The sequence below is a fragment of the Bacillus sp. 1021 genome (genome assembly GCF_014534735.1).
Taxonomy (GTDB): domain Bacteria; phylum Bacillota; class Bacilli; order Bacillales; family Bacillaceae; genus Bacillus; species Bacillus siamensis.
In genome coordinates this window covers 1,125,350-1,140,131 of record NZ_JACVSR010000001.1, presented here as the reverse complement: position 1 = coordinate 1,140,131, position 14,782 = coordinate 1,125,350, and the positions used below count along the sequence as shown (strand labels likewise).

General features: G+C 44.7%; 18 protein-coding genes and 1 pseudogene. 10 read left to right on the top strand and 9 right to left on the bottom strand.

All coding sequences use genetic code 11. From position 1 onward, the window contains the following. The first annotated feature begins 54 nt into the window (after positions 1-54). Positions 55-375: a YodL domain-containing protein gene (locus tag ICW23_RS05355; protein ID WP_003153700.1), complete on the top strand. Its 321-nt coding sequence runs from the start codon at positions 55-57 to the stop codon at positions 373-375. 40 nt (positions 376-415) lie between these two features. On the opposite strand, the gene ICW23_RS05350 is transcribed toward ICW23_RS05355, so the two are convergent. Next, complete coding sequence (locus ICW23_RS05350) at positions 416-541, bottom strand: hypothetical protein (RefSeq protein WP_003153701.1); 126 nt, start codon at positions 539-541, stop codon at positions 416-418. Positions 542-677: 136 nt separating this feature from the next. Here ICW23_RS05350 and deoD point away from each other — a divergent pair, with 136 nt between their 5' ends. After that, a complete protein-coding gene (deoD, locus tag ICW23_RS05345; RefSeq protein WP_047474591.1) occupies positions 678-1,376 on the top strand; it encodes a purine-nucleoside phosphorylase in 699 nt (232 codons plus the stop codon). 83 nt (positions 1,377-1,459) lie between these two features. After that, the gene (locus tag ICW23_RS05340) at positions 1,460-2,278 is read left to right on the top strand and encodes a M15 family metallopeptidase (RefSeq protein WP_045926154.1); all 819 of its coding nucleotides are present in this window, start codon (positions 1,460-1,462) and stop codon (positions 2,276-2,278) included. 47 nt (positions 2,279-2,325) lie between these two features. On the opposite strand, the gene ICW23_RS05335 is transcribed toward ICW23_RS05340, so the two are convergent. Both ICW23_RS05335 and ICW23_RS05330 read right to left on the bottom strand, forming a co-directional pair. Beyond that, complete coding sequence (locus ICW23_RS05335) at positions 2,326-2,580, bottom strand: hypothetical protein (protein ID WP_016936634.1); 255 nt, start codon at positions 2,578-2,580, stop codon at positions 2,326-2,328. 92 nt (positions 2,581-2,672) lie between these two features. Further along, a complete protein-coding gene (locus tag ICW23_RS05330) occupies positions 2,673-3,374 on the bottom strand; it encodes a class I SAM-dependent methyltransferase (RefSeq protein WP_045926155.1) in 702 nt (233 codons plus the stop codon). Between the two features lie 146 nt (positions 3,375-3,520). On the opposite strand from ICW23_RS05330, the gene ctpA reads away from it, so the two are divergent. Then, entirely contained in the window at positions 3,521-4,927 is a 1,407-nt protein-coding gene (gene ctpA / locus ICW23_RS05325) for a carboxy-terminal processing protease CtpA (protein ID WP_045926156.1), read from the top strand. Between the two features lie 54 nt (positions 4,928-4,981). Here the strand turns inward: ctpA and ICW23_RS05320 are convergent, their stop codons facing one another. Continuing rightward, positions 4,982-5,707, bottom strand: a complete 726-nt coding sequence (locus ICW23_RS05320; protein WP_016936631.1) for a GntR family transcriptional regulator — start codon at positions 5,705-5,707, stop codon at positions 4,982-4,984. 241 nt (positions 5,708-5,948) lie between these two features. Between ICW23_RS05320 and bglA the strand changes: the two genes are divergently transcribed. Together bglA and ICW23_RS05310 are read left to right on the top strand one after the other, a co-directional pair. Beyond that, positions 5,949-7,391, top strand: coding sequence for a 6-phospho-beta-glucosidase BglA (gene bglA / locus ICW23_RS05315; RefSeq protein ID WP_188154207.1), 1,443 nt, complete (start codon positions 5,949-5,951; stop codon positions 7,389-7,391). Positions 7,392-7,491: 100 nt separating this feature from the next. Further along, the gene (locus tag ICW23_RS05310; RefSeq protein ID WP_188154206.1) at positions 7,492-8,973 is read left to right on the top strand and encodes a glycoside hydrolase family 30 protein; all 1,482 of its coding nucleotides are present in this window, start codon (positions 7,492-7,494) and stop codon (positions 8,971-8,973) included. Positions 8,974-9,007: 34 nt separating this feature from the next. On the opposite strand, the gene ICW23_RS05305 is transcribed toward ICW23_RS05310, so the two are convergent. Both ICW23_RS05305 and ICW23_RS05300 read right to left on the bottom strand, forming a co-directional pair. Then, the gene (locus tag ICW23_RS05305) at positions 9,008-10,498 is read right to left on the bottom strand and encodes a sodium:solute symporter family protein (protein WP_049628638.1); all 1,491 of its coding nucleotides are present in this window, start codon (positions 10,496-10,498) and stop codon (positions 9,008-9,010) included. After that, positions 10,498-10,698: a DUF3311 domain-containing protein gene (locus ICW23_RS05300; protein WP_003153716.1), complete on the bottom strand. Its 201-nt coding sequence runs from the start codon at positions 10,696-10,698 to the stop codon at positions 10,498-10,500. The genes ICW23_RS05305 and ICW23_RS05300 overlap by 1 nt, the downstream gene beginning before the upstream one ends. 185 nt (positions 10,699-10,883) lie before the next feature. Between ICW23_RS05300 and ICW23_RS05295 the strand changes: the two genes are divergently transcribed. Together ICW23_RS05295 and ICW23_RS05290 are read left to right on the top strand one after the other, a co-directional pair. Beyond that, on the top strand, positions 10,884-11,807 hold the full coding sequence (locus tag ICW23_RS05295; RefSeq protein ID WP_188154150.1) for a ring-cleaving dioxygenase: 924 nt from the start codon (positions 10,884-10,886) through the stop codon (positions 11,805-11,807). Between the two features lie 2 nt (positions 11,808-11,809). Beyond that, positions 11,810-12,412, top strand: a complete 603-nt coding sequence (locus tag ICW23_RS05290; RefSeq protein WP_029575225.1) for an alpha/beta hydrolase — start codon at positions 11,810-11,812, stop codon at positions 12,410-12,412. A 44-nt stretch (positions 12,413-12,456) separates the two neighbouring features. Here the strand turns inward: ICW23_RS05290 and ICW23_RS05285 are convergent, their stop codons facing one another. Further along, positions 12,457-13,065, bottom strand: coding sequence for a nitroreductase family protein (locus tag ICW23_RS05285; RefSeq protein ID WP_016936624.1), 609 nt, complete (start codon positions 13,063-13,065; stop codon positions 12,457-12,459). Between the two features lie 129 nt (positions 13,066-13,194). On the opposite strand from ICW23_RS05285, the gene yodB reads away from it, so the two are divergent. Continuing rightward, the gene (gene yodB / locus ICW23_RS05280; protein ID WP_016936623.1) at positions 13,195-13,539 is read left to right on the top strand and encodes a transcriptional regulator YodB; all 345 of its coding nucleotides are present in this window, start codon (positions 13,195-13,197) and stop codon (positions 13,537-13,539) included. A gap of 38 nt (positions 13,540-13,577) precedes the next feature. Here yodB and ICW23_RS18900 read toward each other — a convergent pair. Then, positions 13,578-13,913: pseudogene (locus ICW23_RS18900) on the bottom strand (hypothetical protein); the annotation flags it as partial. A 103-nt stretch (positions 13,914-14,016) separates the two neighbouring features. Between ICW23_RS18900 and ICW23_RS05275 the strand changes: the two are divergent. Next, the gene (locus tag ICW23_RS05275) at positions 14,017-14,253 is read left to right on the top strand and encodes a hypothetical protein (protein WP_049628635.1); all 237 of its coding nucleotides are present in this window, start codon (positions 14,017-14,019) and stop codon (positions 14,251-14,253) included. A 34-nt stretch (positions 14,254-14,287) separates the two neighbouring features. On the opposite strand, the gene ICW23_RS05270 is transcribed toward ICW23_RS05275, so the two are convergent. After that, positions 14,288-14,752 (bottom strand): hypothetical protein, encoded by a 465-nt coding sequence (locus tag ICW23_RS05270; RefSeq protein WP_016936621.1) that lies wholly within the window; start codon positions 14,750-14,752, stop codon positions 14,288-14,290. Between the last annotated feature and the right edge of the window lie 30 nt (positions 14,753-14,782).

Genomic DNA, 14,782 nt, shown 5'->3' with positions numbered 1-14,782 from the left:
GGAAAAATGAGAAAAAACGCTAATACTATTAAGAAATAAGAGGGAGGGATCTTGATGCTGTTATCGCTGCCCGTGTTTAAAAAAAAGACTTGTGCCTATGATGTGACGATTTTTCAAACACCCCGCTACGGCGAGAAAAAGGGATACAGGGTCGTCTATCGGACAGAGCTGGCCGCTGACAATCATCAAGACGCACTGGAAAGGGCATTTTCTGTTTTTAATGTGCCTGATACGGTTCCAAACGACTACCAAGCCAGATTCATAGCGACCGGCGATGTCATACTCATAGACGAAGGAAGAAAAGGAAAGACCTATTACAGGCTTAATCCTGCGGGATGGAGCAAAATCAACCGTTTGCTCGTCCAGCCGAGGTAAGACGGAGCCGGCTGAATTTTCAGCCGGCTTCCGTTTTGTTTTAAGGCTTCCGTTTAGCAGCGGAATGCTCTTTTCCATGCGCTTCATCAGCCGCAATCACGTCTGAAACGGGTACGTGATTGTTCTTTTTCTGGCCGGTCACCCGGTTGCGCTGTTTTTTGCCCATTTATGCTCACTCCTTTTCCTTAGGCTGTCATCCCGCATATTCTGCCCAAGATCGCTCTGATCAATGCTGATGATTGTCTCTTACCGTTATTCAGTGTACAATGGGTGGGAGTTTGAATAGGCAGGAGGAAATGGAAATGAGTGTACATATAAACGCAGAAAAAGGTCAGATTGCGGATACAGTGCTTTTGCCGGGAGATCCGCTGAGAGCGAAATTTATTGCGGAAACTTACCTTGAAAATGTGGAATGCTATAATGAAGTCAGAGGAATGTACGGATTTACGGGTACATATAACGGTAAAAAAATATCAGTGCAAGGCACCGGCATGGGTGTTCCGTCTATCTCTATATATGTGAATGAACTGATTCAAAGCTATGATGTTCAAAACCTGATCAGAGTCGGTTCATGCGGAGCCATCCGTAATGACGTGAAGGTGCGCGACGTGATTTTGGCTATGACGTCTTCAACCGATTCACAGATGAACCGAGTCGCTTTCGGAAGTGTGGATTATGCGCCTTGCGCAGATTTCGACCTTCTTCATAAAGCGTACCAGGAAGCGCAAAAAAATAACCTTCCTGTAGCCGTCGGAAGCGTATTCACCGCCGATCAGTTTTACAATGAAGACTCGCAAATTGAAAAGCTTGCGAGATACGGCGTCCTCGGCGTAGAAATGGAAACGACTGCTTTATATACGCTTGCCGCAAAATACGGCAAAAAAGCGCTGTCTATCCTGACTGTAAGCGATCACGTGTTAACGGGAGAAGAGACAACGGCAGAAGAGCGTCAAACGACTTTTCATGATATGATAAAACTGGCGCTGCATACTGTATCGTAAACTTGAGATGAGGGTCATGCTGATAAAAGCAGCCCTCTTCTTTATGCACCGCTCTGATTCAAAAAAAGAAAGGTAAGGGTAAAATGAAGAAATCCACTAAATGGTTCTCGCTTGCTGCTGCTCTCAGCGTAACCGCAATCGTGGGCACCGGCTGCAGCATTTCAGGCGGCGACAGCCATAAGGACACAAAAACAACGGCTCAAACAAAACAATCAGATGACACATCAAGCAAAAAAACAACGAAGACAGAAGACAGCGATTTTGTATTGGAGAGCAAATATTTTAATGACATTAAAGAAGTGAACGGGCTTGAAACCATTCAAAACCCGACAAATACACTTGCGCTCGTGAATAAGACATACACGCTGCCGGGAGATTATAAACCGGAGGATCTCGTCATCCCGAAAGTTGAATTTTCTTTCACTGAGAAAATTGAGAAACGATATATCCGCAAACCTGCCGCCGATGCTTTGGCGGAATTGTTCAACGCGGGGAAAAAAGAAGGCTATGACCTGGTTGCGGTTTCAGGATACCGCTCTTATGACAGACAAAAAGTGATTTTCGATAATGAAGTCAGTCTGAAAGGTGAAAAGAAAGCGAAAGAAGCAGTCGCATACCCCGGGCAAAGCGAACACCAGACGGGGCTTGCCATGGATATTTCCAGCAAAAGCAACGGATATGAGCTGAATGAAGCGTTCGGAAACACGGCTGACGGCAAATGGGTGAAAGACCATGCGTATGAATACGGCTTTATCATCCGCTATCCTAAAGGCAAAGAAAATGTAACAAAGTATGAGTATGAACCATGGCATTTGCGTTATGTAGGCAAAAAAGCGGCAAAAGCCATCCATGACCATCAGTTAACTCTTGAAGAATATTTTAATGAAGTAAAGAAAGTATAATAAGAAAAAGCCCGCTTTTAAAAAATAAATGTAGCGGGCTTTCTTTATTACCAGAAGAGCAAACCTCCAAGCGCAAATCCGGTAATTAAACCAAGGCCGATACCGTAGGCTGCTCCCCAGCCTCCCCAGCCTCCTCCCCAATAACCGAATCCGTACCCTCTGTGACGGCCGCCGACAGGGGCGATATACACTTTACTTTTTGTCACCCGTACGATTCTTCCGACGTGGACTCTGCCGTTTCGTTCTGTAATTCTTGCTACTTTGCCATGGTGCTGCCGGCAAAGATGATAATAGTTTTGCATCTTTTCTCCTCCTATCCAACCTATCTTTCTATGTCAGCTTATGATAGAGTGCGTAAAAAAGGTTGGACGAAAACAGGAGGACAATCGCCGTTTTACTTGTAAGCGACAAAAGCGCAGTGCCCCATATATTCACCGTACTTCTGCATAAGATCGTAATGAGCCGTCAGCGTATCGTAGTGAACCGGCTGGATAACGGGCGATAAATCCATTTCTGTAGTCGGTTCCTGCGCATTGTTTTCATAGAAAGCGGGAATGAAATCCGCTTTTTGAAAGCCTTGCTGAAGCAATATCTGCTTCCATGCCGCTTCATCCTGCAATACGGTAAAACCGTAGAAGTCTTTTAACTGCGTGACAGCGTTTTCCGGCAGGGGTTTTTTCAAAGCTGCCTCAATGCCGATCAGCATGCCCCCTGGTTTAAGGACCCGCAGTATTTCAGACAGCGATGAATCAAGCTTTGAAAAGGTGAGAACTGATTCAGAGAGAACGGCAGAAAACTGATTTTCAGTAAACGGAAGCCGCTCAAGCTCCGCCAAATAGCTTTGAATGGTTAAGCCTTCAGCGGCAAATCGCTTTGCTGCCTTTTCAAGCATAAGGGGATCCTTATCAACACAGGTGACGGGATACAGCAGGTGGCTGAGATAAGCGGCCGTCTGTCCCGTTCCGCAGCCGGCGTCAAGGATCGGCTCGCCAGAAGGAGGAGCCGCTTTTGCGAGAACGGCTTTAGAAAAAGCGAGTCCGCCGGGGTGAGCCCCTCCGACTCCGAATAAGGACAGCATTTCTAAATATTTGCTCAAAGTCCGAATCCTCCTTTCTTCCTCAGCATATGTTGGGAGAAAAGCATAGGTTTGGGTAAACGGGAAAGAAGGGCGCCTCACGTTTGAAGTTGACGAATGAGCGTTCGTCTATGATAATAATGTAAGAATAAAAAGGTGGTGTTTTCTTGAAGCGGCAATTTAAACTGTTTTTTATCATATTGATCACTGCGGTCGCAGCCTCGGCGCTTACGCTGTTTATTACGGGCAATACGACCATTTTCGGACAAGGCTCGGCTGCTTTGACGAACAGCAAATTTGAGAAATTCAATAAAGCCTATGAGCAGATTAAAAGTGATTACTATCAAAAAACAGATGACAGCAAATTAGTAGACGGAGCGATAAAAGGCATGATCAGTTCCCTGGATGATCCGTATTCTTCTTATATGGACCCTCAGGAAGGAAAGTCATTTGAAGAAACAATTTCCGCTTCGTTTGAAGGTATCGGCGCACAAGTGGAAGAAAAGGACGGCAGCATTCTGATCGTATCGCCGATCAAAGGGTCTCCTGCGGAAAAAGCGGGGATTAAACCGAATGATCAGATCTTGAAGGTTGACGGCAAAAGCGTCAAAGGCCTGAATGTAAACGAAGCCGTCGCGTTAATCCGCGGCAAAAAGGGGACAAGCGTCAAGCTTGTGCTGCACAGAGCGGGTGTCGGCGATCTGAACCTGTCGATCAAACGTGACACCATTCCGGTTGAAACGGTGTACTCTGAAATGAAAAAAGGGGACATCGGCGAAATCCAAATCACATCTTTCTCCGAATCGACGGCAAAAGAGCTGAATTCAGCCATTGACAAACTCGAAAAACAAGGAGCGAAAGGATACATTCTGGATTTAAGAGGCAACCCGGGCGGCCTGATGGATGAAGCCATCAAAATGAGCAACATGTTTATCGATAAAGGGAAAAATATTATGCAGGTCGAATACAAAGACGGCACGAAAGAGGTCATGAAAGCAACGAAAGAGCGAAAAGTGACAAAACCGACAGTCGTCCTCGTCAATGACGGCACCGCGAGCGCCGCGGAAATCATGTCAGCTGCGCTGCATGAATCATCGGGCATTCCGCTGGTCGGAGAGAAAACGTTCGGAAAAGGGACCGTTCAGACGGCAAAAGATTACAGCGACGGTTCAACCGTTAAACTGACAATCGCAAAATGGCTGACAGCGGACGGAGAATGGATTCATAAAAAAGGCATCAAACCGCAATATCAGGTTAAGCTGCCTGATTATGCGAACCTGCCGTTTTTAGATGCGAAAAAAACGTACAAATACGGGGATTCCGGAACGGACGTCACCAATGCGCAAAAAATGCTGAAAGCGCTGGGATACAGCGTGAATGTAAACGGCACATATGACAAAGCATTTGAACAAGCCGTCAAACAATTTCAGGCAAAAGAGAAACTGAAAGAAACAGGCATTTTAACAGGAGACACAACGGCAAAATTGATGACAGATCTGCAAAAACAGCTTGCAGACAACGATACACAAATGAAAAAAGCCGTTGAAACATTAAATCAGAACATGAAGAAGTAAAAAAACACCCAGTGCGTCTGTCACGCATTGGGTGTTTTCTGTTTGTAATCCTGCTTACGTCGTTTCCTGTTCAAAAAGGTAGCTGTTCGCCTGAATGAAAAACTGCGATTGTTCATAGTGATAGGTGACTTTTGAAAAGTCGAACGGCTGGCCGTTGGTTAAATGAAAAATCGTTTCAACGCAAAGTTTAGGCGCTCCTGTAAACAGTCCTAAGTACTCCGCTTCTTCTTCATTTAACATTCCCGCATACAAATATAGATCTGAAAAACCGCGCTTCAATCCGAGACCTTCCCTAATATAATCAAATATTGATTCTGATACGATCTCTTTATTCAAATACGGAATAATCGATTTGTTGTAAAATGACTCCTCGATACATAATGTCTTCCCGTCAATATACCGGATACGTTTGACATAATACACCTCGCCGTCAGACGGCATATTCAGATTTTGTGCAGCCTCAGGTGTGGGCTTTCTCACTTCCAGCGCCAATAATTTGGAGGTGACATTAAAATCTTCAAGAGATTCTTTAAATCCCTGATTGGAAAGCAGGCTGATATACCCTTTTCTTTTATTCCGCCTGACAAAAATGCCGCTTCCTCTGACTTGAAACACAATTCCCTTTTTTTCTAATAGATCCAAGGACTTTGTGATCGTGCTTTTGCTCACGTTAAACTGGGTCATTAAGGTTTGCAGCACAGGTAGTTTATCCCCTTGCTGAAGCTGATGCTCTTCTATGTATTTTTCAATATCCATCGCGATTTGCTGGTATTTTAACATATACATTCCTCATTCATTTATTGTCCCGCTTCTTTCAGAATTATAGCATAATCGTTTTGAAAAGCCATTTTGTGAAATAAATATGATTGTTTATGCATTGATAAATTGTACCGGTACAATTATAATGTTTATGTATAATAAAAAAACTGACTTTTCATGTAAATGCAAAGCATTCTTCCAATCTTGCAAAGCGGATCTATTCGGCGTAACAAGCGGCGGTCAAAAAAGGAGGACATGAATGATGGTAACATTGCCAAAAGACTTTTTATGGGGAGGCGCTCTAGCCGCCCATCAATTTGAAGGGGGCTGGAATAAAGGCGGCAAAGGGCCGAGTGTAGTGGACGTTATGACGGCGGGCGCGCATGGTGTGCCCCGGAAAATAACTGATACAATTGAAGAGCGGGAATTTTACCCGAATCATGAAGCCATAGATTTTTATCATCGTTATAAAGAGGACATCGCATTATTCAGCGAGCTGGGACTGAAATGTTTAAGAACCTCTATCGGCTGGAGCAGAATTTTTCCTAAAGGTGATGAAACGGAGCCTAACGAGGAAGGATTGGCTTTTTACGACCGGGTGTTTGATGAATTGCTGAAGTATGGGATTGAACCGGTGATTACGTTGTCGCATTTTGAGATGCCGCTGCATTTGGCGAGGGAATACGGGGGTTTCAGAAGCAGAAAAACAATCGGCTTTTTTGTAAAGTTCGCTGAAGTGTGTTTTGAACGCTATAAACATAAAGTGAAGTATTGGATGACGTTTAACGAAATCAACAACAAGATGGATGTGAATAATCCGATCTTTTTATGGACGAACTCAGGTGTCGCCGTCAAAGAAAACGAAAACGCAAAAGAAGTCATGTACCAGGCTGGCCACCACGAATTGCTGGCAAGTGCATTGGCTGTTTCAAAGGGAAAGGAAATCAACCCCGATTTCAGGATCGGAGCGATGGTATCACATGTCCCGATTTATCCTTACTCATCCAATCCGGAAAATGTGATGCTGGCTGAGGAAACGATGAGGCAGCGCTTTTTCTTCCCGGATGTGCAGGTTCGCGGATATTATCCGAGTTATGCGTTAAAAGAGTTTGAAAGAGAGGGCTACCGGATCCGCTTTGAAGACGGTGATGAAGAGATTTTGAAAAACGGCAGGGTGGATTATCTCGGATTCAGTTATTACATGTCCACTACCGTAAAAAGTGACGTGATAAACGATAATACCGGGGATGTCGTAAACGGAGGATTGCCAAACGGTGTGGAAAATCCCTATATTAAAGCGAGTGATTGGGGATGGGCGATTGATCCGACCGGTTTACGGTACACATTAAACCGCTTATACGACCGCTACCAGATTCCGTTATTTATCGTGGAAAACGGATTCGGCGCTATTGACACGTTAGAAGAGGACGGTTCAATCCATGACGCAGCGAGAATTGAATATTTAGCGTCACATATAAAAGCTTTGGAAAAAGCGGTCACATATGATGGTGTGGATGTAATGGGGTATACACCATGGGGAATTATCGATATCGTATCATTTACAACCGGTGAAATGAAAAAACGCTACGGTATGATTTATGTTGATCGGGATAATGAAGGCAATGGGTCAATGAAGCGATTCAAGAAAGACTCATTTGAATGGTATAAAAAAGTGATTGAAACAAACGGCTCATATGTATTCTAAAGGTGTATGTTAAAAGAGAAGGCTTCTCAAACTGTGTGAAGCCTTCTCTTTATCAGTATATTTGAAAGCGCATTCATAAACCAGGAAGGGAATGATGATAATGTTTTTTAAAAAAGGTCTGTCCATTACGGTTGCTTTTCTTTTGCTTTCCTTTCTATTTTCAAGCAGCTTGGAAAAAAACGAAGCACATGCGGCTGATCGGAAGGCTCCGGACAAAAATAAAGTCAGGGTTTGGTACAGCTCGGAAAAAGATCCGGCTTCCCGTACGTGGTATGACGGGCCAAAAGAAGTGAATTATGCCTTAGACGAACAAACACCCCTGACATTGACAAAAAAGAAGCCTTCTGACTCCGCTGCCGTGTATATTGATCCATCGCACCGTTATCAAAGTGTGTTAGGCATAGGATCATCTTTGGAAGAATCGACCATCCATAATTTATCGAAAATGTCTCCCGGAAAAAGAAAAGAAGTGTTAAAAAAACTGGTTGATCCCAATGAAGGCATCGGCATGGACGTCATGCGCATAACGATAGGGACATCAGATTTTACGGCACAGGAATTTTACACATATGATGATATGCATGAGGGCCAAAAAGATCCACAACTCAAAAATTTCTCGATTCAAAAGGATATTGATTTACACATTACATCAACAATCAAAGAAGCGTTGGCGATCAATCCGAAGCTGAAAATCATTGCCTCACCGTGGAGCCCGCCGGCATGGATGAAAACGAATGAAAACCTCAAGAGGGGAAAGCTGAAAGATCAATATATCGGTGAGCTGGCCGTTTACTTCCGCAAATTTATTGAAGCATATGAAAAGCAGGGAATCCCGATTTATGCGATGACCCTTCAAAATGAACCTTTGCTGGAAATCGATTATCCGAGCATGTACATGCCGCCGTCTCAGCAGCGCAAACTGGCGATAGCCGTGAAAAAGGAATTGAAAAAACACGTAATTGACACGAAAATTTGGATTTATGATCACAATGCAAGCGAGGCGTGGAACTATATTCCGCCGATTTTAGATGATAAAAAAGGAAATCAGGCGGCAGACGGCATTGCTTTCCATGATTATGACGGAGACCTTTCCGTTATGTCGGAAATCGGAAGAAGGTACCCCGATAAATCCATTCACTTAACGGAGCGGTCCGTCTGGGGGACGGCAGGGGCGGACCGGATCGCGCAGTATTTCCGCAATGGCGCGTCCAGCTACAATGCGTGGGTGACGATGCTCGACAGTCAAATCAAGACGCACCATTGGATAGGCACCCCGGACCCGACGCTGTTTATTCAGGATGCTAAAAATCCTGACCGCTATTGGAATATCCCGATCTATCATATGACGGGCAATTTTTCAAAATTTGTCGAGCGCGGAGCCAAACGGATAGAAAGTAATTACGGCTCCAAAAACACCGTCACGAATGTCTCGTTCCTTAATCCTGATCAATCTATTGTGACAGTCGTCATCAACCAGTCATCCGCCGACCAAAAATTCCACGTTGTTTCAGGGAATCGGCAGTTTGAAGCCGTCATCCCGGCAAAAACCGTCGCCACCTACAAATGGCAGCACAAAAAGTAAAAAAGCCGGCACATTGATGTGCCGGCTTTTTTTGTTAAGCGCCTTTTTGATTCAGTTTATCAGAGGGCGCTTTTTTGAATAAGCCGTCTTTGACGGCGTTTGAAGCCGCTTTTTTTACAAAAAACGGGTTAAGGATAATAACGGCTGCCATGTTAGCGGTCAAACCCCAAAAGCCTTCATATATACCGTGGGCGGATTGGGTGATATTTACGGTGAATGTCACGATAAGACCGACGAGAAGGCCGATAATTGTCGCTTCTTTCGTTTGATTTTTCCAAAACAGACTGACGGCGATCGCCGGAAAGATCTGCACCATGCCGGAAACGCCGAGAAGCTGAAGCGTAACGAGCGCAGTCGGGAACAGCATGCCGAATAAAAGCGCGAGCCCGATGACGACAAATACCATTGAACGGGTGATCATCGTCAGCTTGTTTGGTGACACATTCGGGTGAATCAAATCCCGATATAAGTTATTCGCAAATAAGTTTGATGCTCCGATCGCCATAATAGAGCAGGGAATCAAAGAAGCAAGAGCGATCGTGGAATAAGCAAAGCCTTGGGCGACCCCGCCGTATGACGTTTGAATCAGCTTCAATAAAGCGAGCCGCGGATTAGTATCTTCCGGCAGGACAAGAAATGCGATAAAGCCGAGAAAAATAACAAGAATTAAAACAATATTATAAAGCGGAAGAAACATGCTGTTTTTGCGGACGGCATCCGCGCTTTTTGCCGTGAATACACCAGTTGCCGCATGCGCCCACATAAAGAGCGCCAAGGCAGATACGATGGAAGCGGTGATAAACCAAGGAATTCCTTTCGGCCCCGAGTCTGGGATCGTCAGCATTTGCGGCGCTTTTTCCGCCAAGGTGTGAATCATCGGTGTCCACCCGTGAAAATGGATCAGCGGGAGCGACACGACCATAAACAGCATAATCACCCACACCAGAATGTCTTTAATAATTGCCGTAAACGTCGGTCCTTTAATTCCGCTGAAAAAGGTATACAGCGCTACAAGAATAAAGGAGATGATAACGACCATATTAACATTAATGACACCCGTTCCGGCCACCTGAAGCGTATCCTGAATGCCGCTCAGCTGGAGACAGATATAAGGAATGAGCATAAGAACGCCGACAATGGCGACAAGACTGGCCAAAAGCTTACTGTCAAAGCGCTCACGGGCGTAATCGGCAAGCGTCGTTAATTTATGGATTTTTGCCACTTTCCACAGCTTCGGCAGAAAGAAATAAGCAATAAAATACGCCAAAACAGAATACGGAATTGCAAAAAAAGCTACGCTTCCCCCTGTGTAGGCGGTGCTTGTCAAGCCTAAAAACGTATAAGCCGTATAGAGGTCCGCGCCGACTAAAAACCAGACGAGCAGCCCGCCGAACCGTCTGCCCCCGACAGACCATTCTTCAACAGAAGTGCGTGATGATTTGTCTCTCCCGGCTATAAAGCCGATGCAGACAACGGTTAAAACGATGACGGCTGTAATGATCAATGCTGTTATATTTGCGGGCATCAGTCCAGTCCTCCTTGTTTCTTCTGCAGTCTATAAATAAGAAACGAACATAATGGAGTGACTGCGATCCATAAAAGCAGCCAGAAATGAAAAAACGGCAGCCCGATGATGATCGGATGAACCCGATTAGCGACTGACAAAAGGGCCAGCTGGCTGAAAGGGATTAAAATAAGAACGAAAATTAGTGCTTTTCTGACCATTTACTTTCCTCCTGAAACCTGATAATGCTCCTTATCATAGCAGTTGTCAGATAAGATCACAAGGTATTTTTCAGAAAAAAAAGAATTCTATTACTTTTTTAACCGAAACACTTTAGTTGCAACTTCATTCATAGTAAATTAGAATAGTTAATATCTCGAAGTCAAGATATTTAGGAGTGAATACAATGAATACTCAAGGATTGCACCATGTTACCGCATTTGCGAAAGATCCTGCTGAAAATCTGCGGTTTTATACTGAAGTATTGGGCTTGCGGCTCGTTAAAAAAACCGTTAATTTTGATGACCCGGCCACATATCATTTTTATTTCGGCAACCAAAACGGAGAACCCGGCACGATTATTACATTTTTCCCTTTCCAGGGCAGCCGCCCGGGCACCGTGGGAAAAGGGCAGGCCGGAAGAATTTATTTCTCTGTGCCGAAAGGAGCACTCGCGTTTTGGCAGCGCCGGCTTGAAGAAAACGGCATACCTGTAAAAGAGCAGACTATGCTTTCTGAACAAGTGCTTCTCTTTGATGATACAGAAGACCTGCCGCTTGCCATAATGGAAGATGAAAGAAGCGGACAGAGTGAATGGGCTGCTTCGGGCATTACTGAAAAAGAAGCGATTACAGGCATGAGAGGTGTTCTTCTGTACTCGTACCGTCCTGAAGCGACCATTCAATTTCTAATGGAACGCTTCGGCTATTCAAAGACAGGGGAAGAAAATCAGATTGTCAGACTGCAATCGGAGGCACGGATCGGACATATCATTGATGTTGACCTTGCACCGAAAGAAGCAGGTGTCGGCGGTTACGGGACAGTTCATCATGTCGCTTTCCGCACCACTAAAAAAGAGCAGGCGGAATGGAAGAAGATTCTTAATGATTCTCATCTTGCTTCATCTGACATTCTTGACAGATCTTACTTTACATCAATCTATTTCAGAGAAAGCGGCGGCATTTTATTTGAAATGGCAACCGATGAACCGGGATTTATGACGGATGAATCCTTTGAAAATCTCGGTACAGAGCTGAAACTTCCGGAATGGCTGGAAGAGCACCGCGGTCAAATAACCGCTATTCTTCCCAAAATGGAGAAAGGAGAATGATGATGAAACATGTATTTGAACAAGGAACGTCAGAAAATGTTTTGTTGCTTTTGCACGGAACGGGGGGAAATGAACACGATCTTCTGTCGCTCGGACGTTTTATCGATCCGAAAGCAAGCTTGCTCGGCGTCAGAGGATCAGTGCTTGAAAACGGCATGCCCCGTTTTTTTAAGCGGCTGAAAGAAGGCGTATTTGACGAGAAAGATTTAATTGAACGGACGGAAGAATTAAAGAATTTTATTGATGAAGCGGCGCAAATGTACGGATTCAGCAGAGAAAATGTGATTGCTGCCGGCTATTCAAACGGCGCCAACATTGCGGCAAGTCTTTTGTTTCATTATAAAGACGTACTGAAAGGGGCGGTTCTTCATCATCCGATGGTGCCGATTCGCGGAGTGAAGCTCCCTGATATGGCAGGGCTGCCTGTTTTTATCGGTGCAGGGAAGCGGGATCCGCTTTGTACAAAAGAAGAATCGGAGGAGCTTTATCAATATCTGACTGCTGCTGGTGCATCCGTTTCTCTTGTTTGGCAGGAGGGCGGCCATCAGCTCACACAGCAGGAAGCCGAGCAGGCACGAACCTGGTACAGTGAGCGATTCCTATAAAAAAACCCTTAGTCCGTTTAAGCGGACTAAGGGTTTTTTTCATCTTACAGCCAAGTTGACACTTGTGATACAGGGATCCGGTTGCTTTTGTGCGCAGGCTTAACGGCTTTACCGATTGAAATCAGCATGACGGGAACAAAACGTTCGCTCACGTCGAATTCCTTCACGAATTGCTCTTTATTAAATCCGCCGATCGCGCAAGTATCATAGCCTTTAGCTTTTGCAGCAATCATCAGCTGCATCGCCGCTAAAGAAGCGTTTAAAAATGCTGAATCACGGGCAAACTGTTCATTTTGGTATGCACCGTTAATCTGGCTTAACAGCGTCTGTTTGATCTCTTCTGTAATATTGCCTTGCTCAGCCAGTTCAGCATAAACGTCTTCACCATTTTCGTTTGCTTTCAAGTCGCCTAATACGGCAATGACAGCTGAAGAGTCAATAATCTGTTTTTGATTAAAGGCAACCGGAAGCAGGGCAGCTTTTGCCTCATCACTGTGGAATACTTGGAAATGCCAATGCTGAAGGTTCCAGGCGGAAGGGGCTTGCGTTGTAATGTCCAGAAGTTCTGTTAATTCCTCTTTTGTAATCACCGCATCTTTATCGTATTCTTTAACGGATGCGCGTTCTTTCAAAACGTCTAATACGGATGTCATCTTGTTTCCTCCTTCGGATAAACGTGTTATTATAATAGAAAAGTTAGAAGCTTACTAAATGTAACTTGAGAACTAATTTTAATGGATTACAGAAAACTTGTCAATTCATAGATGAAGGGATGAACTCACATGGGATATACAATGTGTCCTAAAATGGAATCCGCTTTTTCTCTTTTGGGAAAGCGCTGGAACGGCCTCATTATCCATGTACTGATAGACGGGCCGAAACGTTTTAAAGATATGACCGAAACCATACCGACGATCAGCCAAAAAATGCTCGCGGAGCGGCTCAAAGAGCTGGAACAAAATGAGATCGTCGAGCGCCAGGTGCTGCCTGAAACGCCTGTCAAAGTCATTTATAAGCTGACTGATAAAGGCATGGCCCTGCAAGCCGTTTTTCAGGAAATGCAAAAATGGGCAGACAGTTTTTGCGAGCCCGGGGGACCTGTCAAAGACGAATCATGTCATGAATAACAAAGGCTGCCCAAGGCAGCCTTTTCTTAATGAAATAGTCAATATTTGTCAAAATCATTGATGTCAAAATTGCTCAGATCGAGATTTAAGCCTTTTAATTGCCTCAATAAAGCATCGAATGTAAGGGAATGACTATTTTTACATTCCGCCGGAACATCATCTGGAGAAAATCGTTTCATCCCTCTTTCAATCCACTGTTTCCGGTACAATTGAAATGCCGCTTCAAGTAAATGATCAGGCGTTACAATAAACCCTAATCTTACATCATGGTCTTCACTGTAGCCGAACTCAAACCCGCAGCAGGAGCAAATATCAAATGTTTTATGATATACGCCATTGCAAACAGGACTTTCCTCTAATCCTTTAAATCCGCATTACAACTCACTAACCAACATCCATCACTTTTATCTATCGCCCAATCAATTTCCGCACTTTATGAATACCTTTAAGAATAAGCAGACATAAAGGAGGAAAAACATGTACCCTCGTCATGCGTTGTATCGCGGGAATTTCGGACCTGCCGGATTTCCGGTGAGAAGTCCTTTTTTGTTCGGCGCTCCTTTATTCGGCGGATTTTTAGGCGGTCTTCTAGGAGGCGTGATTGCCACAGGTTTTACGAGACCCCGGTATCCGTACGGTTTCGCCGGTTACGGATACGGAGGCCCATATGGCGGTTTCGGGCCGGGAGTCGGCGGTTACCCGCCATTTTATTAAAGAAAAAACGGCCTGCATCACGCGGGCCGTTTTTTTATCTTAAAATCTCCACTTCCGATAAATTGTAGTCTTCCAGTTTTGAAAACATGACTTCAATCATCCCGTCTTTATAGACTGCCTTTGTTCCTTTCCGTTTGACGAGGCTCGGAAGAACAATTTCTTTTTTTCCTTCCGCCAGACTGCTGTTCTCTACCACGAGGCTGTGTGACGTATGCTTAATCCTAATCCGGTCGAGTTCATCCTGCTCAGCGGGAATTTTCGCAAAAACATGATCGGATGTTTCAAACAGGTCAATTTCCGGCTTGGGCGGTTCTGCTTCGACCGGCTCGGCCTTTTGGGACATCGGGTCGCGAAAAGGGAACTGCCCGGCATAACCGGCGCCGAATACACTTTCCATTACTCGGTTGACATATGTCTCGACATCTTTCGGATCTGCATTTTTAAACGTTTCTTTAGAGAACTGATTTTGGAAGGGAAAATATCTGTTCCAATCAAACACGGCATCTCACCCTTTCTTAACGGACAACAT

Excerpts from the sequence above, each read along its gene's own strand:
- ICW23_RS05355 (WP_003153700.1), top strand. The coding sequence starts at position 55 with ATGCTGTTATCGCTGCCCGTGTTTAAAAAAAAGACTTGTGCCTATGAT.
- ICW23_RS05350 (WP_003153701.1), bottom strand. The coding sequence starts at position 541 with ATGGGCAAAAAACAGCGCAACCGGGTGACCGGCCAGAAAAAGAACAAT.
- deoD (WP_047474591.1), top strand. The coding sequence starts at position 678 with ATGAGTGTACATATAAACGCAGAAAAAGGTCAGATTGCGGATACAGTG.
- ICW23_RS05340 (WP_045926154.1), top strand. The coding sequence starts at position 1,460 with ATGAAGAAATCCACTAAATGGTTCTCGCTTGCTGCTGCTCTCAGCGTA.
- ICW23_RS05335 (WP_016936634.1), bottom strand. The coding sequence starts at position 2,580 with ATGCAAAACTATTATCATCTTTGCCGGCAGCACCATGGCAAAGTAGCA.
- ICW23_RS05320 (WP_016936631.1), bottom strand. The coding sequence starts at position 5,707 with ATGTTAAAATACCAGCAAATCGCGATGGATATTGAAAAATACATAGAA.
- bglA (WP_188154207.1), top strand. The coding sequence starts at position 5,949 with ATGGTAACATTGCCAAAAGACTTTTTATGGGGAGGCGCTCTAGCCGCC.
- ICW23_RS05310 (WP_188154206.1), top strand. The coding sequence starts at position 7,492 with ATGTTTTTTAAAAAAGGTCTGTCCATTACGGTTGCTTTTCTTTTGCTT.
- ICW23_RS05305 (WP_049628638.1), bottom strand. The coding sequence starts at position 10,498 with ATGCCCGCAAATATAACAGCATTGATCATTACAGCCGTCATCGTTTTA.
- ICW23_RS05300 (WP_003153716.1), bottom strand. The coding sequence starts at position 10,698 with ATGGTCAGAAAAGCACTAATTTTCGTTCTTATTTTAATCCCTTTCAGC.
- ICW23_RS05295 (WP_188154150.1), top strand. The coding sequence starts at position 10,884 with ATGAATACTCAAGGATTGCACCATGTTACCGCATTTGCGAAAGATCCT.
- ICW23_RS05290 (WP_029575225.1), top strand. The coding sequence starts at position 11,810 with ATGAAACATGTATTTGAACAAGGAACGTCAGAAAATGTTTTGTTGCTT.
- ICW23_RS05285 (WP_016936624.1), bottom strand. The coding sequence starts at position 13,065 with ATGACATCCGTATTAGACGTTTTGAAAGAACGCGCATCCGTTAAAGAA.
- yodB (WP_016936623.1), top strand. The coding sequence starts at position 13,195 with ATGGGATATACAATGTGTCCTAAAATGGAATCCGCTTTTTCTCTTTTG.
- ICW23_RS05275 (WP_049628635.1), top strand. The coding sequence starts at position 14,017 with ATGTACCCTCGTCATGCGTTGTATCGCGGGAATTTCGGACCTGCCGGA.